Source organism: Finegoldia sp. P2-F-LR (assembly GCF_052932265.1).
Genome location: NZ_JBRFJF010000001.1, coordinates 167,419 through 189,878, shown reverse-complemented (window position 1 = coordinate 189,878; position 22,460 = coordinate 167,419). Strand labels below are relative to the sequence as shown.

The following is a 22,460-nucleotide window of genomic DNA, read 5'->3' as shown; positions in this document are numbered from 1 at the left end:
ATTAAAATGATAAATTTTAAAGAAGAAGTAAAAGAAATTATACTTGGATTTGACACTGGTCTAACTGAAAAAGAAATATCAGATTTAATCGAAATTCCACCAAACAGTGATATGGGTGATTATGCGTTTCCAGTGTTTAAATTAGCAAAAACTTTCAGAAAAGCACCTAATTTAATCGCAGAAGAGTTAGCAAAAAAAGAATTTAACAATGAAAATATCAATAAAATTGCAAATGTAGGTCCTTACGTAAACTTTTTTGTAGATAATTCAAAATTAGTAGAAAGTGTTCTAACAGAAGCTGTTAAAGATGATTTTGGAAGTAGTCATATCGGCGTTGGGAAAAATGTTGTGTTTGACTTTTCTTCTACAAATATAGCAAAGCCATTTCATATTGGACATTTACGCTCCACTGTAATAGGAAATGCCATCAGAAACATAATGAAATATCAAGGGTTTAATACAACAGGTGTTAATTACATTGGTGATTATGGAACTCAATTTGGTATGATGATATCAGCCTATTTAAAATGGGGTGACGAAGATAAAATAAATGCCGATCCAATTAAAGAACTTTTAAATCTTTATGTAAAATACAATAAAATCGCAAAAGAAGATGAAACTTACATGGATGAGGCACGCGATTGGTTCGATAAATTAGAAAAAAAAGATCCTACAGCTGTAAAATTATGGTCATGGTTTAGAGAAATTTCTCTAAAAGAATTCCAAAGAGTTTATGATTTACTAGGAGTTGAGTTTGACAATTTTAATGGTGAATCATTCCACTCACAATTTATTGGAGATGCATTAGAAGCTATAGATAAGAAAAATTTACTAGAAGAATCTGATGGTGCAATGATAATCAATTTGGATGATGAAAACTTGCCACCTGTTTTAATAAAAAAATCAAATGGTTCCTCAACATACTTAACAAGAGATATTGCTACTGCAATGTATCGTAAAAAAACTTACGATTTTTATAAAAATGTATACGTTGTTGCTAGTCAACAAAAACTTCATTTTGAACAATTAAGAGCCGTTTTGAAAAAAATGGGATTTGATTGGTGGAATGATTGCGAACATGTTTCTTTTGGTATGGTTAGCATGAAAGATGGATCTATGAAAACGAGAGAAGGTAAAGTTATTTTCCTAGAAGATGTTTTAAATAGAGCTATTGATAAAACAAAATCAATCATAGAAGAAAGAAATCCTAATCTTGAAAATAAAGAAGAAGTGGCAAAACAAGTTGGTGTTGGAGCTGTAATATTCCAAGATTTATTCAATAATAGAATAAAAGATTATACGTTTGATTGGGATCAAGTTTTGAATTTTGATGGAGAAACTGGACCATATACACAATATACATTTGCAAGAAGCTGTTCTATATTAGACAAGGGAGAATTTGAATTAAAAGACAATAGCAAATTTGATTTATTAGTTGACGATACAGAAATCGACATTGTAAAACACTTATCAAAATTTGAAGAAGTTTTATTAAATGCTACTGAAAAATACGAACCTTCTTTCTTGACACGTTATACGGTAGAATTAGCAAAACTATTCAATAAATTTTATGCAAATTGTCCAATCAACACTGTAGAAGATGAACTAAAATATCAAAGATTGTATTTAACTTATTCTGTTAACAAATGCTTGAAATTATCTTTGAGCTTGTTAGGCATTGAAGCACCAGTTAGAATGTAGGGAGAATAATGGACTCATTTATAGAAATAATCAAAAATTCTTTTACAAGAACCGCACATACAATTAAATATTTTCCGTTGATTTTTGCATCAATGATTGTAATGAAATTATCGTTAAATATGTCGAATAATATTTTGTTTAGATTATCTGTATCTAAAGAAATATCTAGTGTGATAATAGCGGTTTTGGTTACATTTCTGTTGAGTATCCTTTTAAATATGCTTAGTATTTCGGTTCATACAAGAGATAACTATCAAATAGAACCGATTACTATTCCCAAATTAATGTTAAAGGTCGCTTTTAATGGAGGAATTTTATTGTTGTTGTATTTTTTCTTAAAAAAATACGAGGGAGCAGTAATTGTTCTTTTATTAATATTTAATCCTTTAGTGGAGACACTTTACATGATTGACGAAGAATTTTATAAATCGATTTGCACATCATTAAAATTTAATTTTAAAAATTTTTTAACATGGAATATACCTAATGTTGCGATTTTTGCAATTTTGTATAATTTGATTATGAAGAATTACACATTTGAAGACTTTATAATGTCAAATGAAGTTGTGTCGATTTTAAAATTTGGATTGCTTTTGATGTTCATTTCGTTGTTCATGTTGTATAGGGCTAATTTGTACAGAATTTTAGAAACGGGGGAGAAATAAATGATTAATAAGATTGACGAATATTTCAGTAAATTTATGGACCAGTTGGTGTATGTGAATTTATTAGAATCAAATGATTACATTGATAAAGATATTCCACTACCTGTTTTAGAGAAAGATTTGTTAGATGGAGTCAAGAACAATGATTTCGTCAAAAATTTTGATTTGGAATTAATAATTAAAGGCATGATTTATAACATAGCTTACGATAGATCATTCAAATACTGTGTAAACTACACAGATATTATGTACAATATTTTTCCTGATATTGAAAAATCAATAATATCTATGGGAGTTGAAAAGATTTCAAACCCAAAAGAAGCCGTTATTTATTTTAGAACAAATGATATATTAAAATCGGATATTGCAGATAATGCGTATTATTATGCGTATTGTTTGAGATTAATGGCGTTTGAAGATGAGTTTAATTCTAGTATTTTTATCGAAGAAGCTTTCAGAGTGTTAAATGAAAATGTTTTGAATTTTCCTGATTTCTTCTTAAATTATGTAGAACTTGCAAATCTAGAATTACTAAATCATAATTATATAAAAGCTTATGATTACTTAAAAAATACTCATAAGATGGCAACTTCACCTAATGATTACGATGAAAAAAGAGTATTAATTGTGATAAATGAAGTTGAACGTTTAATGGAGGATATAAAGCCTTTAAGAGATTTGGATTTTGCGACTACTTTAATCAATTCGAAACCACAAAAAGCACTTGAAATTTTCCAAGAACTTGAAAAAACTTCCAGAATTGTTTATTTAATGGGTAAATGTTACTTGAATTTGAATGATTTGGATAAAGCTATAGAATATTTTGAAAAAGCTGAAAGCATGGGATTTGATCACGTTGATTTGTATAATGATATGTCTGTGGCTTATTTCAACGATTATGATTTTGAAAAATCAATTCAGGTTTTAAGTCGTGGGCTTAAAATTCATAAAGACAATGAGATTTTATTGTACAATAAGGCAGTTATTGAACTAAACTCAAATAGAGTTGCAAAAGCAAAAGACACATTGTCAACTTTGGTTTCTTATGACGATGTACACGAAGATATTTTTAATATGGCAATGCAATTATTGCAAAAAATAGAAGAAGACAATTAAATGTCTTCTTCTGTTATTTTAAGCGTATTGTCCAATCGGTCGATGATTTCCAAAGCGCTTATTATGTTTTTTCTTGCTTTGTAACAATCCAAATTAATATCTACCAATTCATTAATTTTGTTTATTCTATAAACAATGGAGTTTCTGTGTACATTCAGTCTTTGAGATGCTTTAATCAATGAGCGTTCTTCTACAAGATAAAAGTATAATGTTCTGAGAAGGTCTGTGCCATTATTTATATCGTCATATTTTAGTTTATAGATGAATTCTGGAACTAATATTACTATTTCAGAATCCAAGCATACCAAATCATAGATGATTTTACAGCAATTATCGTTTAGGTTTTCAGTTAATTCTATATTGTTTTCTAAAATTCTTCTAGATAAATCATAAGCTTTTTTCAAATTGAAGAGGTTGTTTTTTAGTGATAATTTAATGCTTTTTAAGTCGTATTTTTCAGTAAAAAAGTTTAAGTTTGTCTTTACTGATGAAACATCTTTAATTTTATTATTAGTTAATAACACAAGGTATCCTTCTTGCAATACAGAATACATATACATTGGATAATCCAAAACAAATCTGTTACCATGTGAAAACATGTCTTGGTATTTGAATAAACCACCTTCAATTTTTATTACATTAATATCGTAATTGTCATCTGTTTTCCAACCTATATTTGCGATATTTTCTTCGTCTTTTTCTGTAATATTTCCAGAAATCAAATTCTTAATAGTGCTGTATATGTCTTCTTTTGAATTTATCAGCCCATTTACATTGTTATAAATATATGTTGAAATTATTTTGGAAATTTTTCTGAATTCAAATTCATATTCATCTTCAATAGTTTCAAAAGCGAGATATCCGTACAATTTACTCAAGCTTTTCTTTTTTATTTCCAACGGATAAATCTTTTTTATAGTTGAAAAATCAAATGTATTTAGCAACAACTTTTTGTTTGAGTTCAACAGGCATACATTTACATCAAAATAATCTTTTATGATTAAAAGCAAATTATTAACGGCCTCACGGTTTGAAATTGTATTATAAATTCTATTATAGAACTCGGAATGCTCTCGCAAAAATCCATTCACAATTTCGTAAACTTTGAAAATATCATCTTCTTTTGAATAAATAATATTTGCGTTCTCGTTTTCTATAATTTCATCTTCTGCTTTCAAAAAAAGAATATTAGAATTTTTAGGACACATAATATTTTTGCCATATTCCATTATGGATAGTGTGTTTTTCTGATCGGAAATACAATTTAACGATATATTGTCGATATCGTTTATTATTTTTATGTCCGAAGAGTCAACCAATTCATCCATTTTTTTTACCAATAACTTTATATTCATCTTATCACCTTTAATTATCGTTAGACCTGTGTTATTATCTATAGTATAAATAATATCACAACCAACATATTTTTTAAATATAAACAGGAGATACTTATGAAAAAGACTGCAATTATACTGATGATAATTACACTACTATCAAAAGTCTTAGGATTAGTAAGAGAAACTACACTGGCATATTTTTTTCCTACAAATGGACCGGTTGCTAACGCGTTTTTGGTTTCACAAATACTGCCGATTACAATAGTAAGTTTATTTTCAGCGGGAATTTCAACTTCTTTTATTCCTATATACAATAGAATAGTACACGAAAAGGGAAAGGAAGAAGGCGATGTTTTTACATCAAATATCAACAATATAGTTGTTATTACAATATTAGCATTAATAGTAATACTTGAGATTTTTACACCATCTGTAATTAAAATTTTCGCTCCAGGATTTACTGGATATACAAAAGAATTAACTATAAAATTCATGCGATTGACTTTATTGTCAATGATACCGTCCATAATGTCATGTGTATTCAAGGGATATTTGAATGCGAATAATCATTTTGTAGTTCAAAATTTACAAGGTTTTATAATGAATTTCTTCATTATACTTGCTCTTGTCATTTCCAATAAATACGATAATAATATGATAGTTGGAATTGGTTTGCTATTGGGAAATGCACTCCAATATTTGCCTTACATATTTATAACGAAAAGAAAGAATTTTAAATATCATAAGATTTTAGATTTTTCAGATAAAAATGTAAAGATGATTGTTCTTTTATCAATTCCGATAATTTTAGGAGTATCGGTAAATCAAATCAATGTTATGGTAGATAAGTCGATAGCATCTACAGTTTCAGCTAATGGTATTCCAATTCTAAATTATGCATCAAGGCTTATTGAATTTGTAACTGGTATTGTTATAGCAAATATTTCTGTAATTGTGTATCCTGAATTGTCTAGAAATTTTATCGCTAATGATTTGAATAAAATGAAAGATAGCATAATGAAATCAATGTCTATGATTTGTATTTTAGTAATCCCAGCGACAATAGGACTTTTGGTATTATCTTATCCTATTACTAAGATGCTATTCTTTAGGGGAGCTTTCACAATGAATGATGTTGATATGACATCAGTTTGTATGTTCTTCTACGCTTTGGGAATCATAGGAACTGCTATCAGAGATATTTTGTCGAAATCATTCTATGCAATGAATGATACAAAAACTCCTACAATTAATTCTGTTATTATGGTTGCTATAAATATAATAGGAAATATTATTTTATCAAGAATTTTTGGCTTAGTAGGATTAGCAGTAGCAACAAGTTTTGCAAATCTAATTGGAGCAATAATGATAATAATGAGATTACACAAAAAAATTGGGGATTTTAGCTCTACAAAATCATCATTTGTAAATATTTTTAAGATGTTGATTTCATCGTTGATAATGGGAGCTTTAGCTTACATTACATTTAAAATGACAAATATAAGATTTTCAAATACATTATCATTAATGATGTCTATATTTGTTGCAGGAATTAGTTATTTGAGTTGTATCTTAATTTTTAAGGTCGATGAACTAAACGAAATTATCGCTTTTTATAAGAACAGAAGAAAAAAATAGATGGTTTGACAATTGAAAGTTTTTTGAATATAATTTTGTTATAAAGACAAAGATAAAAAGAGCGCATTATGATTGATTTTCAGAGAGATAAGGGTTGGTGTGACTTATTATTCATAGTAATTGCAGACATTTTTGAGTCGAATTTTCCGCTTAATAGCGTTATAAATTAAAGTGAGGTTTACCTAATTAGGGTGGTACCGCGATTTAACTCGTCCCTTATCATAAGGACGGGTTTTTATATTTTAGGAGGTTTTTTATGAATAGTATGGGAAATCTTAGACGTACTCACATGTGTGGGGAGTTGAGATTAAGTGATGTAAACAAAGAAGTCATTCTTATGGGATGGGTTCAAAAAGAGAGAAATTTAGGATCTCTTATCTTTATAGATTTGAGAGATAACACAGGAATAACTCAAATAGCTATAAAGGATGATAACAAAGAGATTTTCGATAAAGCAAAAGATGTTAAAAGCGAATATGTTTTATGTGTAAAAGGTGATGTTAGAGAAAGAGAATCAAAAAACAACAACATTCCTACTGGAGAAATTGAAGTTATAGCTAGTGAACTAATTGTTTTGGATACAGCGAATGTTCCACCAATTTACATTAAAGATGATGATAATGCTCAAGAAGCTGTTAGGTTAAAGTACAGATATTTGGATTTAAGAAAACCTAAATTACAAAATAATTTAAAATTAAGAGCCAAAACTAATAAATTAATTCGTGATTATTTAGATGAAAATGGATTTTATGAAATTGAAACTCCTTTTTTAGGAAAGCCAACTCCAGAAGGAGCTAGAGATTATTTGGTTGCTAGTAGAGTAAATGAACACAGTTTCTACGCACTGCCACAATCACCACAGTTAATGAAGCAACTTCTTATGATTAGCGGAATGGACAGATACTACCAAATCGTTAAATGTTTCAGAGATGAAGATTTGAGAGCGAATAGACAACCGGAATTCACTCAAGTGGATATGGAAATGAGTTTTGTTGATCAAGAAGATGTAATGACATTGAATGAAGGCTTGATTAAAAAACTTTTCAAAGAAATTAGAGGAATTGATATTCCAACTCCTATTAAGAGAATGACTTACGCAGAAGCTATGGAAAGATATGGATGCGACAAGCCAGATTTGAGATTTGGATTTGAATTGAAAAATATCACTGAATTAGTAAAAGATTCAGAATTCAAAGTATTCTCAAGTTGTAATGATAAAAACAAGAGCGTTAGATGTATCAATATTGGTAATTATGAAAGTGAATACTCACGTAAAAAAATTGACAAATTAGAAAAATTTGTAAAAGAATACGGTGCTAAAGGTTTAAGTTGGATAAGAGTTCACGATGGAGAAATTCAATCTTCAATTAAAAAATTCTTATCTGATGAAGAAATGAATTCAATAATTGAATCTACAAAAGAAGACGAAAATGCTTTAATATTTGTACTAGCAGACAAAAATGATGTTGTATTTAATGGATTAAGTGCATTAAGAAACAAAATTGCAAGAGATATGAATTTGGTTGACAATGATACATTCGAATTTGTTTGGATAGTTGATTTCCCATTATTTGAATTCGACGAAGAAGAAAACAGATTTGTAGCAATGCATCACCCATTTACAATGCCAAAAGAAGAAGACATTCAATATTTGTTAACTGACAAGGAAAAAGTAAGAGCTAAAGCTTACGATATTGTATGTAATGGAGATGAAATTGGTGGAGGCTCTATAAGAATTAACAATTCTGATTTACAAAAGAAAATGTTCGAAGCATTAGAATTAACTGAAGAAATGATTGAAAACAAATTTGGTTTCTTTGTAGAAGCTTTTAACTATGGAACACCTCCACATGGTGGATTAGCGTATGGTATGGATCGACTTATGATGTTATTAGTTGGAACTGATAATATCAAAGATGTTATAGCATTCCCTAAAACACAATCTGCTACAGATTTATTAACTGGTGCTCCATCAAATGTTGACGAGAAACAACTTAAAGAAATTCACATCAAATTAGATTAGTATGGATAAAAGATTTGAAAGAACAAAACTTCTAATAGGCGAAAATGACCTAGAAAATATCATCAACTCCAAAGTAGCTGTTATTGGCTGCGGTGGAGTTGGAGGTTTTGTAATAGAAGCTTTGGTTAGATGTGGAGTAGGAACATTAGCAATAGTAGATTATGATACTATCGATATAACAAACATCAATCGCCAAATTATAGCTTTGGAAGATACTGTTGGAAATTATAAGGTAGATGAATTTGAAAAAAGAATTCACAGAATTAATCCGAATTGCAAAGTTATTAAATTTAGGGAAAAGTTTGATAATTCTACTGTTGATTTATTTAATCTTAAAGATTATAATTATGTTATAGACGCTATTGATTTAATATCAGCGAAGCTAGATTTGGCTGAGTATTGTTATAAAAACGATATTAAGTTGATAAGTTCTATGGGTGCGGGATCGAAACTAAATCCTTTTCTTTTTAGAATTACGGATATTAAAAAGACCCACACTTGTCCAATGGCTAAAGTAATGAGAAAAGAGTTAAAAAGAAGAAACGTTGACAAACTTACATGCATTTGGTCTGATGAACAAAGGTCAGGAGAAGTTCTATCTTCAAATGGAAGAAATGCTCCGGCAAGTATAAGCTTTGTACCTTCATGTGTCGGACTTATGATTGCATCGTATGTTATTAAAGAATTGAGGTAATATTTTGGCAAAAGAAGGAATGGTTATAAAAACCGAATCCACTAAAGCATCTGTTCTAATTACTAGAAAAGGAGCTTGCGGTGGTGAAGGTTGTAGTAAATGTTCAGGTTGTGAACATCAAACGCAAGTTATAGAATGTGCAAACTATATAAGTGCTAAGGTAGGAGATAGAGTGCAAATTTCAGGTGACGATTCTTCAATGCTTAAATATACAGCATTGTTGTATTTAGTGCCTTTAACATTTTTCCTAATTGCTCTTATATCATCATATTCTATTTTGGAAAATAAAATAGGAAATTTTGAATTAGCATCTTTTGGTATAGGACTTGTAGGATTATTAATTGGCTATATAATTGTAAAATTTATAGATAAAAAATTTGTTGATAAGGACCTAGTTCATATCACGAAAATAATTGGAGGTTTGTATGAATAATTGTAGACAAAATTTAGAAAATTTTGACCCAGAGGTATTTGGACATCTAAATGATGAAATCAAAAGACAAGAAGAACATATCGAGTTGATAGCTTCAGAAAACTTTGTTTCAAAAGCAGTACTTGAAACTATGGGTACTGAGTTAACTAACAAGTATGCTGAAGGATATCCTGGAAAAAGATATTACGGCGGTTGTGAACATGTTGATAAAATAGAACAATTAGCTATAGATAGATTAAAAGAATTATTTAATGCAGATCATGCTAACGTTCAACCTCACTGTGGAGCAAATGCTAATATTGCTGTATATGTTGCAGTTTTAAAACCTGGAGATACAGTATTAGGTATGAGATTAACAGAAGGTGGACACTTAACTCATGGATCACCAGTAAATATGTCTGGTAAATATTATAATTTTGTAGATTACGGTGTAGATCCTGAAACTGAAACAATTGATTATGAAAACGTTCGTGAATTAGCTTTAAAACACAAACCAAAATTAATCGTTGCTGGTGCTTCTGCATATCCAAGAATTATAGATTTCAAAAAATTTAGAGAAATTGCAGATGAAGTTGGAGCTTATTTAATGGTAGATATGGCTCACATAGCAGGTTTAGTTGCTACTGGAGATCATCCAAGTCCAGTTCCTTATGCAGATTTTGTAACTACAACTACACATAAAACATTAAGAGGACCAAGAGGTGGAGCTATACTTTGTAAGGAAGAACACAAAAAATTATTAGACAAATCAGTATTCCCAGGATTCCAAGGTGGTCCATTAGAACACATTATTGCAGCAAAAGCAGTATGTTTCAAAGAAGACTTACAACCAGAATTTAAAGAATACACTCATCAAATTTTGAAGAATGCAAAAGCAATGGAAAAAGTCTTCTTAGATAACGATGTAAGATTAGTTTCTGGTGGTACAGATAACCACTTATTATTAATCGACTGCAGAAGCTTTGAAATGACAGGTAAAGAAGCAGAAGCGTTATTAAGTGAAGTTAATATTACAACTAACAAGAACACTATTCCGAATGATCCAGAAACACCATTTGTAACTAGTGGTATCAGAATTGGTACACCAGCTATTACAACTAGAGGATTAAAAGAAGCACAAGCTGCAAAAGTAGCAGAATTTATGTTAGACGCATTAAAGAAACGTAGACCTGCTGAAGAAATAAAAAAAGACGTTGTAGAATTGATGAAAAAATTCCCAATCAATAGATAAATTTTAAGCTAATACTAGACAAAAGTTTAGTATTAGCTTTGTTTTTTTGATGAAATATTGTATATTTGACACATTTTATGGTATCATTTATAGAGAAATGAGGTGATAACATGGCAAAACCAGTTGTTGCTATTGTAGGAAGAGCTAATGTAGGAAAATCTACATTATTCAATAAATTAATCAAAAAAAGAATCGCCATCACTCAAGATGATCCAGGGGTTACAAGAGATAGATTGTATATGGAAGCTGAGTGGCAAAATAAATATTTTACAGTTGTAGATACAGGTGGTTTGGAACCAAAAAGTAATGAAATCATTACTAAAAATATTAAAAAACAAACAGAACTTGCTATTGAAACTGCAGATGTTATTTTGTTTATGGTTGACGGTAAACAAGGTATCACTCCAATTGATATGGAAGTTGCCGATATGCTTAGAAGAACGAAAAAAAGCGTAATTTTAGTTGTAAATAAGATTGATCATATAAAACAACAGGACAATGTGTATGATTTTTATAATCTTGGATTTTATGAAATATTTCCTATAAGTGCTTCAAATTCTATGGGGCTTGGAGATTTACTAGAAGCTGTTGTTTCAAAATTTGATGATAATTCAAATACAGAATCTGATGAGGATATTACAAAAGTTTGTCTAATTGGAAAACCAAATGTTGGTAAAAGTTCTTTGATTAATAACTTGTTAAACGAAGAAAGAATGATAGTTACTGATATTGCAGGAACGACGAGAGATGCCATAGACTCTAAGATTAATTACAAGGGAAATGAGTATATATTTATAGATACAGCAGGTCTAAGAAAAAGAAAAAAGATTGACACAGAAGTCGAGAGATATTCTGTTGTAAGGACTTTGTCAGCAATTGATAGGTCTGATATTTGCGTTCTAATGATAGATGCCACTGAAGGTGTCAGCGAGCAAGATACAAAAATCTTAGGATATGCTCATGATCAAGGCAAAGCTATGATTATTCTTGTGAATAAATGGGATCTTGTCGAAAAACAAACTAACACTATGAATGATTTCAAAAAAGATATCAGAACTAAATTGGGATTTGTAATGTATGTTCCTATCGTGTTCATAAGTGTAAAAGAAAATAAAAGAATCGATACTTTGTTTACTGAAATCGAAAAAGTAGATAATAATTATTCTATGAGAATTAGCACAGGTGTTTTAAATGATGTAATATCAAAAGCGGTTTTATTAAATCCACCACCATCAGATAAAGGTGTTCGTTTGAAAATCTTTTATATTACTCAGATAGAAGCCAGACCACCAAAATTTTTGGTGTTTATAAATAGAAATGATTTGATGCATTTTTCATACCAAAGATATATCGAAAATCAGCTAAGGGAAAACTTTAGCTTTGAAGGTGTTCCTTTGCAATTTGAATTTAAGACAAGGGGAAAATAGTGAATTATTTATATTTAATCGTCCTTGGAATAATATGTTATTTCATAGGTAATATAAGTGGTTCTATTATGCTTTCTAAGTTGATTTATAAACAGGATATAAGAAATTATGGAAGCAAAAATGCAGGTGCAACCAATGCTTTAAGAGTTTATGGAGTGAACTTTGGTTTGGCAACTTTTTTGATAGATTTCTTAAAAGGATTATTGTGTGCATATTTGGGCTTTAAATTTTTCAGCAGTTTAGGTATACTAGTATGTGGGCTTTTATGTGTAGTAGGACATATATTACCAGTTATTTATAATTTTAAAGGTGGCAAAGGCATTGCGACATCTTTCGGTGTTTTATTGTTTGCCCAACCTTTACAAGTTTTATTTTTATTAATATTGTTTTTAATAGTTGTACTTATAACTAAATATGTTTCATTGGGAAGCATAATAGGATGTGTTTCAGCTGTTATTTATGGATTAATTTACATTAGAAAAGACTTTTACATTGGTTTAATTTATATTTTGCTAGGAATAATATCATTATTCAAGCATAGATCCAATATAAATAGATTGATTCATGGAAAAGAAAGTAAATTAGGTAAAAATTAGGAGGAAAAAATGAAAGTATTAGTAATCAATTGTGGTAGTTCTTCATTAAAATATCAATTATTTGATATGACTGATGAAAGTGTATTATGTAAAGGATTAGTAGAAAGAATTGGAATTGAAGGTTCTAAATTAACTCATAAAGTTAATGGAGAAAAATTAGTAGTAGAAGAACCAATGAAAGATCACACTGAAGCTATTAACCATGTTTTCGATGCTTTATTAGATGAAAAATATGGTGTTATCAAGAGTTTAGACGAAGTATCTGCTATTGGTCACAGAGTGCTACACGGTGGAGATAAATTAACAGAATCTTGCATTATTGACGATAAAGTAAAAGATAAGATTAGAGAATTTATCAAATTTGGTCCGCTTCACAACCCAGCTAACTTAATGGGAATTGAAGCATGTGAAAAATTAGCTCCAGGAAAGAAAAATATCGCTGTATTCGATACTGCTTTCCACCAAACAATGCCAGCTAAAACATTTATGTATGCTATTCCTTACGAATACTATGAAGATTACAGATTAAGAAAATTCGGCTTCCACGGAACAAGCCACAGATATATTACTTTAAGAACTCAACAATTATTAGATAAAGAAGATATCAATATTATTACAGTTCACTTAGGTAATGGTTCATCTATAGCAGCTGTTAAAGACGGAAAATGCTACGATACATCAATGGGACTTACACCATTGGAAGGACTTTTAATGGGAACTAGAAGTGGAGATTTGGATCCTACTGTAATGACATTCTTAATGAATGAAAAAGGATATTCAGCTGATGAAATGAACCAAATTTTGAATAAAAAATCTGGTGTATTAGGAGTTTCAGGAATTAGTTCTGACTTTAGAGATCTTGAAGAAGAAGCTGAAAAAGGAAATGACAGAGCTCAATTAGCATTGGATATGTTTATTGAAAGAGTTAAGAGATATATCGGTGGATATATGGCTGAATTAGGTCATGTTGATGCAATTTGCTTCGCTGGTGGTATCGGGGAAAACTCTTCATCAATGAGAAAAGAAATCTTAAATACATTTGAAGAATTAGGCGTTAAATTAGACCTTGAAAAGAACAACACTCGTGAAGAAGCTTTAATCTCAGCTGATGATTCAAAAGTTAAAGTTTATGTTGTTCCAACTAATGAAGAATTAATGATTGCTAGAGACACTTTAGACTTAGCAAAATAATAATATTTTTATTGACAACTTAACATTATTATATTATAATTAACTACGTTGTTTGTATAAATTTTAAGGACTAAAGTCCTTAAGGAGGTGTAGCATGGCAGTACCAAAGAGAAAAACTTCTAAAACTAGAAGAGATAAAAGAAGAGCTTCTTCGTATAAATTACCAAGAGTTACTATAACTACATGTCCTAATTGTGGATCTCCAAAATTACCTCACAGAGTATGTAAAGAATGTGGGTATTACGATGGAAAACAAGTTGTAGATAATTCAGAACAAAATTAATGAAAAAGAGAGCCGTTTAATTATTATTAAGCGGCTTTTTTATTTGTTTTATGTTATAACATACAATATTGTGATAGAATATACTAGAGGTGAAGTATGAAAATTTTATTAGATACTTTGGGTTCCGATAAAGGAGCATCAGAATTAATAGAAGGAGCTATAATGGCTCTTGAAAAAAAAGATTTTAACTTGACAATAGTAGGAAATGAAGAAGAAAATAGAAATATTGTAAATAAAAGATTTGAAGACAAAATAGATTTTGTAAATGCTACAGAAACCATTGAAAATAATGAATCACCAACGAAAGCGATAAGATCGAAAAAAGATTCCAGTATGAGAAAATGTTTTGATTTATTGAACGAGGATTACGATGGTTTCTTATCGACAGGATCAACTGGCGCCTTATTGACAGGAGCTACACTTATAACAAAAAGGCTTGATAATGTATCTAGACCTTGTTTAATGGTTACAGTACCTAGCTTAAAAGGTGATGTGGTAGTGTTAGATGTTGGCGCTAATGTTGATGTCACTTCTGAGTTATTAGAACAATTTGCAAAAATGGGATATGTATATTCCAAAAATATTTTAGGAAAAGAGGATTGCAAAGTAGGTCTATTAAATATTGGAGTCGAAGAACATAAGGGAGATTCATTAAGATTAGAAACATACAAGAGTTTGTCAAAATATCCTTATTTTAAAGGTAATGTTGAAGCAAGAGATGTTTTGAAAGGTGATTTTGATGTCGTGGTAACTGATGGTTTTTCAGGAAATATTCTTCTGAAAACAATTGAAGGTTCCGTTGAGTTTATTAAAACTTTAGCTAAGTCAAAATTATCTAAGCTTGATGAAAAATCTCAACAAGCTATTATTCCTATGATTAAATCAATGAGTACAGGTATTGATTATAACAGTGTTGGATCTGCACCATTTCTAGGAACGAAGAAGCCAGTGTTTAAAGCTCATGGGTCATCTAATAGAGACGCTATTATGTCTGGAATTTTAACTCTGGTAAAATTCATTGAAGAAGATGTTACTGATAAATTAAAAAAGGAGTTAGTAAATGAATAAAGAAATTTATGAAAAAGTTGTTGAAGGCTTAAAAAATGAATTTAATAAAGACGATATAGACGAAAAAACAAGATTTGTAGAAGATCTTAAAGCAGATTCAGTACGATTATTGGAAATTGTAATGGATGTAGAAGAAGAATTTGATATTGAACTTGATGACGAAAAGCTATCAGCATTGAAAAATGTAGAAGATGTAGTTAATGAAATTGAAAGGGCACAAGGGAAATAGTTGTGGACAAATCTAGAATTGAAAAACTACATGAACTAGAAGAAAAATTAGATTACAGGTTTACAGATATTAATCTGTTAAACCTGGCTTTTTTTCATAGCTCATACGGAAATGAAAACAAATCATATAAAGATATTTCAAACGAAAGATTGGAATTTTTAGGAGATTCAGTCTTGGATCTAATTGTTAGTGACTTCTTGTATAATAGTAAATCTTCGTTAAAAGAAGGTGCTATGACAAAGATTAGAAGTCAAATGGTATGTGAAAAATCTTTCTCAAATATGGCCAAGTATTTAGAATTAGGAAAATATTTAATGATGGGTCATGGTGAATTTATTTCAGGTGGCAGCGAAAAACCTAGTGTACTTGCTGACACTTTCGAAGCAGTTTTTGGTGCAATATATTTGGATTCTGGTTATGAATCGGCTTTTAAAATTGTAGAAAATAAGTTTAAAAGTCTATTCATAGCTGAAATAGAAACAAAGTCTAGTTTTATTGACTATAAGACTATGTTACAGGAAAATAATCAAAAAAATTCAAGAGATAAATTAAAGTACAAGATTGTTAAAGAAGAAGGCCCAGATCACGACAAGAAATTCTATGTTGATGTTTATGAAGGTAACTTGGTTATAGGATCTGGATTTGGATCTTCAAAAAAACATGCAGAACAAGATGCTGCAAGAAACGCCTTGATTAAATTAAGGGTAATAAATGAGTAAGAAAAATTACATTGTATCATTGTTCATTCCTCATTTAGGATGTCCAAATGATTGCATTTTCTGTAATCAACGCAAAATTACAAATTATATCGAAGTTGTTAAAAAAGATGAAATAAGAAGTGAAATAAGAAATCAACTTGCAAATTTTCCTAATAAAAGTCAAGAAGATATTCAGATAGCTTTTTATGGTGGATCTTTTACAGGAATTGAAGAAACAGCTATGATAGACTATTTAAAAATAGCAAATGAATTCATTGAAGACGGTAAAGTTCGATCGATTAGACTTTCCACAAGACCTGATTATATTGATAAACACATTTTAAATATTCTTAAGGAATTTAAAGTAGAAACTATAGAGTTAGGCGTTCAGTCAATGGTAGATAGTGTATTAGATTCGAATTTAAGATGTCACGATAGTCAGTGTGTTAAAACATCTTCTGAGCTGATAAAATCTATGGGATTTAGTTTAGGGCTCCAAATGATGACAGGCTTATACAAATCAACCACAGAGATGGACTTATATACTGCAGATGAATTAATCAAGTTACAACCTGATTTTGTCAGGATATATCCAACTTTAGTTATAAAGAATACTATGCTTGAAACTTTTACCCAAATTAATAAATATAGTCCGGAAAATTTGCACGATTCGGTCGAAAATTGTACCAAAATATATTTGAAATTTATAAACGCTAACATTCCAGTTATTAGATTAGGTCTATTAAATACAGAAAATATAAAACAAGGCGAAGATGTAGTTGCAGGGGCAATTCATCCAAATTATAGACAATTGGTAGAAGATAATTTGTATAGAAAAGTGGTAGATTATGTTTTGAAAAATGATAATCTTGAAACACTAGAAATACATGCCAAACCAAATATTTTGAATAATTTTGTCGGCTATAATGGGGAAAACAAAAATTATTTTAAAGAAAAATATGGATTAAAAACAATAAAATATTCTAATTCTAATAATAACTTCTTAGTGTTAGATCATATCAACAAAATTGATATTAATTTAGAAAATATTTTTAAATATATTGAAAAAGAGGTGTAGCTGTGGGATTAAAATCAGTTGAAATACAAGGTTTTAAGTCCTTTAAAGATAAAATAAAATTGAATTTTGATAATCCCATAACAGCAATTGTTGGGCCTAATGGTAGCGGAAAGTCAAATATTTCTGATGCTATTTTATGGGTTTTAGGTGAACAATCAGCAAAAAATCTCCGTGGGAATAAAATGCAAGATGTTATTTTTGCTGGAACTCAGAAGGAAAAACCTGTTAACTTTGCACAAGTTTCCATAACATTCGAAAATGACTTATGGAAAGACATTGATTATCAAGAAATTACAGTAACAAGAAGAGTTTTCCGTACTGGTGAAAGTGAATATTACATTAATAAAAACCAAGTTCGTTTAAAAGATGTAAAGGAATTATTCTTAAATACGGGAATTGGGAAAGAAGGGTATTCTGTAATCGGTCAAGGTAAAATCGACGAAATTCTGTCATCAAAAAGTGAAGATAGAAGGGAATTATTCGAAGAAGCATCTGGAATTTCCAAACAAAAATACATTAAAGAACAAAGTGTTAAGAAACTTGAACAAACTAATGAGAATTTACTAAGAATTGAAGATATATTGATTTCACAAGTTGATAGATTAAAATATTTAGAAAAAGAAAGTAAAAAGGCTAAACAAGGAATTGTTCTGGAAGAAAAACTAAAGCAAATGGAAATCCAAAAAGCTTTATTGGATATCGAAAAACTTTCTATTACACTAAGTGATGTCATTGAGAAAAAAGAAAATAATGATAAAACCTTGATAGACTTAAAATCAAAACTTGTAAAATTTGAAAATAAAAGAAATGATTTATTAAAAAGCATCAATAAAATAGATATTGATACAGAATTGAAAATCTCTAATTTAGCTGATATTAAGAGTCAAAAAATAAAAAACGAATCAGATATTCAATTGAATGATGAAAGACTTAAAAATAGCAACACTGAATTAGAGAGATTAACAAAAGAAAACGAGAATTATTCATCAGAAATTAAAAATTTAACATCAAAAAGTGATGATTTACAAAATACAATAAAGAACTCTGAGAAAAAGCTTGAAGAAATAAATTCAAATTTAGAAAAATTGAATATTGATGATTCTGAAGATGAACTTAACATTAAAAAAGAATTGAGCGATAAGAAATCAGAAAAATTAAAAAAATTACAGTCAATTTATACACAACATATTATTGAAAAATCCTCACGAGATGCTATTGAACAAGAAAGATTGAAGGAAATATCAGAGCTAAGAAATCAAAAAGAAGGATCTGAATTAAAATTAACTCAACTAGTAAAAGCATTACAAAATTTCGAAGAAATAATCAGTGATTATGACAGAAGTTTAGGTAATTTGAACAAAGATAAAGAACAAATTTCTAGAATTATTAAAGATAAAGAAAAGTCTTTACTTGATCTAAAAGACAAATTATCAAACTTAAAAGAAGAATCGATAACTAACAAAAATAAATATATGTTTTTGAAAAATACTATAGATAATCACGAAGGATACAACTTTACAGTTCAAAACTTTTTTAAAAAGTTAAATCCTAGTTTACAAGATAAAGTAATAGGGACACTTGGGGATTTAATCAGTGTAGCAAAGCAGTATGAGAAATCTGTTGATGCAATAATGTCATCAGCGTTTCAAAATATAATTGTCAGGAATGAAAATGATGGTAAGGAATTAATTAATTTTTTGAAGTCAAATAAGATAGGAAGACTTACTTTTTTACCATTAAATAAAATAAAATCTAGAAATTATAATTATGTAAAAGATGAATTGGTACTTGGACATTTAAATGAATTTATAAAATCTGATGAAAAATTTAGGGATATTGTAGATTATTTTGCACAGAAAACACTTGTTACTCAAAATATGGAAGATGCTATTATCATAAGTTCGAAATACAAAAACTATAGAATAGTTACATTAGATGGTGATATCATTAATAGTTGGGGTTCAATGGTAGGTGGATATAAAAAGCCTTCCAATTACTCAATACTATCAACGAAAAATAGTTTAAATTCTGTTGAAAATTTGTATAAAGACTGTGTTAATGAACACAATGATTTGAAAAAAATATACGAAGAAAATATTGATATTGTAAATCAAAACAAATCCGATTTAGAAATTATTGAAGATAAGATTGTAAAATTAAGAACTGAAAGGGATGCTTGTAATAGCAACATCAAGGACAAACAGTTTGAAATTAAATATTTGAAATCTAATATTAGTGATTTTGATAATAAGTTGAATTCAAATACTATACAAAGTGATGCCAATGATTTACAAGAAACTGATTTAAAAAATCAAATTGTAGAATTAGAAAGTCTTTTAAAAGAATTAAGTGTTGAAATTGAAAAATTACAAGAACAATATAATTCGGAAAAAATGAATATGATTAGTTTAAAATCTGAATACTCTTCTGTACAAAGGGATTTAAATATATTTAATAATCAGTTAAATGATGCAAAAATCAGAAAAGAATATTTGGAAGATAACTTTAAAGTTAATTCAGTTAAAATTGATGAAATTCATAAAAATATTTCTAAATACAAAAGCCATAAAAATGATATAAAATCTAAAACTATTGATTATGATGATATTATTTCTGGACTAAATAATGAAATTTTAAATATGAAGTCCAATATGAATGAATTTAAATCAGAGTTAACAAAGATTGAGCAATCAATATATGATTCAAATTCTAGTGTTCAAAAAATAGAAATAAGCAATAACTCATTAATTGAAAAGGCTTTAAATACAACAGAGAAGTTAAATAATATAAAAATAGATATTAATGAGCTCTATGATATTAATATAGACACAATAGAATCTAATTCTGATATTAAAATTAGTCAGAAAGAAATCAATAAAATTATCAATGATTTAAGAAATATAGGTTCTTTTTCTGTAGATAGTATTCAAGAATATGAATCAGTTAAAAAAGAATTTGATTTTATGACTAAAAGTAAAAATGATTTAATTGAATCCAGGGAAGATATCATGAGCGCTATTAATAAGCTTAATAGAGAAATGAAAGAAGTATTCACCAAAAAATTTGAAGAAATAAATACAAAATTTATTGCGATTTTTAAACAACTTTTTAATGGAGGATATGCAAGTCTTAAATTGACCGAAGATGATGTTCTAAGTTCTGGAATTGAAATAACTGCTCAACCACCTGGAAAAAAACTTCAAAGTCTAAACTTGTTGTCCGGTGGAGAAAGATCGTTGACAGCGGTAGCGTTGCTTTTTGCGATTTTTGAGACAAGACCATCTTCTTTTTGTATATTAGACGAAATAGATGCTGCATTAGATGAAATAAATATTAAGAGATACAAAGAATATTTAATTAAATTTAAAGAAAAAACTCAATTCATTATTATTACACATAGAAAAAGTACAATGGAGATAGCTAACATATTATATGGAATAAGTATGGAAAAAGATGGAATATCTAAAATGATTAAATTAGATGTAGATAGGAGAGAGATATGCTAAATAAGTTCTTTGATAAGTTTAAGTCTAAAAAAGATGACGAAGAAACAAAAAATATAGAAGAAGATTTACAACAAGAAGAATTAGAAATTAGTCAATCCAATGAAAATACAGAAATAAGTGAAGAAGTTAATGATGCTGAAAGAGTCGTTGAAGAAAAGAATGAAAAGTCTGAAACTTATAACGAAAAATACCAAGAAGAATCTGAAGAATTTATCGAAGATAAAGAAGAAAATAGGGAAGGATTTTTTGAAAAATTAAAGAATTCATTACTTAAAACTCGTGACAATATTTCTAATAAAATTGATCAAGTTTTAGCCAATTATAGAACGGTTGATGAAGAATTATTCGAAGAAATTGAAGAAACTTTGATTTCCGCTGACATTGGTGTTGAAACTACATTAAAGATTGTTGCTCAATTGAGAGATAAAGTAAAACTTAATAACATTCAAGATCCAAGTGAAATAAAAAATGTTTTGGCTGATATATTAAAAGAAAATATAATTAATGATAAGATCGACAATAATTTAAATGTAGATGATAAAACTATTATTTTAGTAGTTGGTGTAAATGGTGTAGGAAAAACTACTACGATTGGTAAATTAGCCATGAAATTCAAAAAAGATGGGAAAAAAGTTTTGATGGTTGCTGCCGATACTTTTAGAGCAGCGGCTATAGAGCAGCTTACTGAATGGGCAAATAGAGCTAAAGTTGACATTATTAGTCACAAAGAAGGTTCTGACCCAGCTAGTGTTGTATTTGATGGAGTTAGTGCTATGAAAAGTAGAGATGCAGATATATTAATTTGCGATACAGCTGGAAGACTTCATAATAAGAAGAATTTAATGAATGAATTGAATAAAATAAAGAGAGTTATTGAAAAAGAATATCCAGAAGCTAAAAAAGAAATTTTACTCATTGTAGATGGTACTACTGGACAAAATGCGATTATTCAAGCAAAAGAATTTATGAATGCAACTGATTTAACAGGGGCTATAATTACAAAACTAGATGGTACAGCTAAAGGTGGAATGATATTTCCACTAGAAATGGAATTAGGAATTCCAGTAAAATTCATTGGAATTGGCGAACAGGTTAATGATTTGGTTAAGTTTGAACCAGAAAAATTTATAGAAGCAATAATAAATTAAAATTGAATTTTTTTTCATTTTTTGATAAAATTTGTGTGTGGAGGAATAACATGGATAATAAATTTAATAACGGATCTGTTAAGATCTCTAATGACATAATTTCACTTATTGCAGCAGAAGCTTGCATGGAAGTTGAAGGTGTAAAAGCTATTATGACACCACAATCAGAAAAAGTAAATATACAAAAAGGAGCTCAAAAATCAGTAATCATTGAAATTCTTGACAATGCTGTAAATGTAAGAGCTCATATTGAAGTAGATTCTGATTATAACATCAAGGATGTATGCTATAAGGTGCAAAAGAAAATAAAAGAAAATATCGGCATGATGACTGGGTTAGTTGTCATAAATGTAGATGTTGTTTGTGAGAAAATAAGTATTTAATGTAACCCTCTTATC

20 protein-coding genes and 1 other annotated feature are annotated in these 22,460 nt (G+C 28.9%); of the genes, 19 read left to right on the top strand and 1 reads right to left on the bottom strand.

Annotated features, from left to right (window positions below):
- Positions 1-6 precede the first annotated feature (6 nt).
- Genes argS through ACU68W_RS00925 form a run of 3 tightly spaced genes read left to right on the top strand, consistent with a single transcriptional unit; the run spans position 7 to position 3,482 of the window.
- The gene (argS, locus tag ACU68W_RS00935; RefSeq protein ID WP_102163913.1) at positions 7-1,701 is read left to right on the top strand and encodes an arginine--tRNA ligase; all 1,695 of its coding nucleotides are present in this window, start codon (positions 7-9) and stop codon (positions 1,699-1,701) included.
- An 8-nt stretch (positions 1,702-1,709) separates the two neighbouring features.
- Positions 1,710-2,366 (top strand): hypothetical protein, encoded by a 657-nt coding sequence (locus tag ACU68W_RS00930; RefSeq protein ID WP_094208676.1) that lies wholly within the window; start codon positions 1,710-1,712, stop codon positions 2,364-2,366.
- Positions 2,367-3,482, top strand: a complete 1,116-nt coding sequence (locus ACU68W_RS00925) for a tetratricopeptide repeat protein (protein ID WP_094223517.1) — start codon at positions 2,367-2,369, stop codon at positions 3,480-3,482.
- Here ACU68W_RS00925 and ACU68W_RS00920 read toward each other — a convergent pair.
- Positions 3,479-4,837: a PucR family transcriptional regulator gene (locus ACU68W_RS00920; protein ID WP_446755951.1), complete on the bottom strand. Its 1,359-nt coding sequence runs from the start codon at positions 4,835-4,837 to the stop codon at positions 3,479-3,481. The genes ACU68W_RS00925 and ACU68W_RS00920 overlap by 4 nt on opposite strands.
- A 96-nt stretch (positions 4,838-4,933) precedes the next feature.
- Here ACU68W_RS00920 and murJ point away from each other — a divergent pair, with 96 nt between their 5' ends.
- The 16 genes from murJ to ACU68W_RS00840 all read left to right on the top strand — a co-directional run bounded on the left by murJ (position 4,934) and on the right by ACU68W_RS00840 (position 22,445).
- Complete coding sequence (murJ, locus tag ACU68W_RS00915; RefSeq protein ID WP_094208673.1) at positions 4,934-6,457, top strand: murein biosynthesis integral membrane protein MurJ; 1,524 nt, start codon at positions 4,934-4,936, stop codon at positions 6,455-6,457.
- A 40-nt stretch (positions 6,458-6,497) separates the two neighbouring features.
- Positions 6,498-6,677 (top strand) — a binding site (T-box leader).
- A 36-nt stretch (positions 6,678-6,713) separates the two neighbouring features.
- Positions 6,714-8,480: an aspartate--tRNA ligase gene (gene aspS / locus ACU68W_RS00910; protein ID WP_094208672.1), complete on the top strand. Its 1,767-nt coding sequence runs from the start codon at positions 6,714-6,716 to the stop codon at positions 8,478-8,480.
- 1 nt (position 8,481) lies between these two features.
- Entirely contained in the window at positions 8,482-9,174 is a 693-nt protein-coding gene (locus ACU68W_RS00905; protein ID WP_094208671.1) for a tRNA threonylcarbamoyladenosine dehydratase, read from the top strand.
- 4 nt (positions 9,175-9,178) lie between these two features.
- Positions 9,179-9,607 (top strand): SoxR reducing system RseC family protein, encoded by a 429-nt coding sequence (locus ACU68W_RS00900; protein WP_002837908.1) that lies wholly within the window; start codon positions 9,179-9,181, stop codon positions 9,605-9,607.
- Positions 9,600-10,838 carry a serine hydroxymethyltransferase gene (locus ACU68W_RS00895; RefSeq protein ID WP_094223516.1) on the top strand — a complete coding sequence of 413 codons (1,239 nt, stop codon included), beginning with the start codon at positions 9,600-9,602 and terminating at the stop codon, positions 10,836-10,838. Before ACU68W_RS00900 ends, ACU68W_RS00895 begins: the two co-directional genes overlap by 8 nt.
- A 110-nt stretch (positions 10,839-10,948) precedes the next feature.
- The gene (gene der / locus ACU68W_RS00890; RefSeq protein ID WP_094205757.1) at positions 10,949-12,265 is read left to right on the top strand and encodes a ribosome biogenesis GTPase Der; all 1,317 of its coding nucleotides are present in this window, start codon (positions 10,949-10,951) and stop codon (positions 12,263-12,265) included.
- Positions 12,265-12,861, top strand: coding sequence for a glycerol-3-phosphate 1-O-acyltransferase PlsY (gene plsY, locus ACU68W_RS00885; protein WP_094223515.1), 597 nt, complete (start codon positions 12,265-12,267; stop codon positions 12,859-12,861). Before der ends, plsY begins: the two co-directional genes overlap by 1 nt.
- A 9-nt stretch (positions 12,862-12,870) precedes the next feature.
- Positions 12,871-14,052: an acetate/propionate family kinase gene (locus ACU68W_RS00880; protein ID WP_094205755.1), complete on the top strand. Its 1,182-nt coding sequence runs from the start codon at positions 12,871-12,873 to the stop codon at positions 14,050-14,052.
- 94 nt (positions 14,053-14,146) lie between these two features.
- Positions 14,147-14,335, top strand: coding sequence for a 50S ribosomal protein L32 (gene rpmF / locus ACU68W_RS00875; RefSeq protein WP_002836538.1), 189 nt, complete (start codon positions 14,147-14,149; stop codon positions 14,333-14,335).
- Between the two features lie 96 nt (positions 14,336-14,431).
- Positions 14,432-15,403: a phosphate acyltransferase PlsX gene (gene plsX / locus ACU68W_RS00870; RefSeq protein WP_094223514.1), complete on the top strand. Its 972-nt coding sequence runs from the start codon at positions 14,432-14,434 to the stop codon at positions 15,401-15,403.
- The gene (locus ACU68W_RS00865; protein WP_094205753.1) at positions 15,396-15,632 is read left to right on the top strand and encodes an acyl carrier protein; all 237 of its coding nucleotides are present in this window, start codon (positions 15,396-15,398) and stop codon (positions 15,630-15,632) included. Before plsX ends, ACU68W_RS00865 begins: the two co-directional genes overlap by 8 nt.
- A gap of 2 nt (positions 15,633-15,634) precedes the next feature.
- Complete coding sequence (gene rnc / locus ACU68W_RS00860; protein WP_094223513.1) at positions 15,635-16,351, top strand: ribonuclease III; 717 nt, start codon at positions 15,635-15,637, stop codon at positions 16,349-16,351.
- Positions 16,344-17,408: an elongator complex protein 3 gene (locus ACU68W_RS00855; protein ID WP_094223512.1), complete on the top strand. Its 1,065-nt coding sequence runs from the start codon at positions 16,344-16,346 to the stop codon at positions 17,406-17,408. The genes rnc and ACU68W_RS00855 overlap by 8 nt, the downstream gene beginning before the upstream one ends.
- A 2-nt stretch (positions 17,409-17,410) precedes the next feature.
- Entirely contained in the window at positions 17,411-20,914 is a 3,504-nt protein-coding gene (gene smc / locus ACU68W_RS00850) for a chromosome segregation protein SMC (protein WP_094223511.1), read from the top strand.
- The gene (ftsY, locus tag ACU68W_RS00845) at positions 20,908-22,062 is read left to right on the top strand and encodes a signal recognition particle-docking protein FtsY (RefSeq protein ID WP_094208664.1); all 1,155 of its coding nucleotides are present in this window, start codon (positions 20,908-20,910) and stop codon (positions 22,060-22,062) included. Before smc ends, ftsY begins: the two co-directional genes overlap by 7 nt.
- Positions 22,063-22,112: 50 nt before the next feature.
- Entirely contained in the window at positions 22,113-22,445 is a 333-nt protein-coding gene (locus ACU68W_RS00840) for an Asp23/Gls24 family envelope stress response protein (protein WP_002836527.1), read from the top strand.
- Positions 22,446-22,460 lie beyond the last annotated feature (15 nt).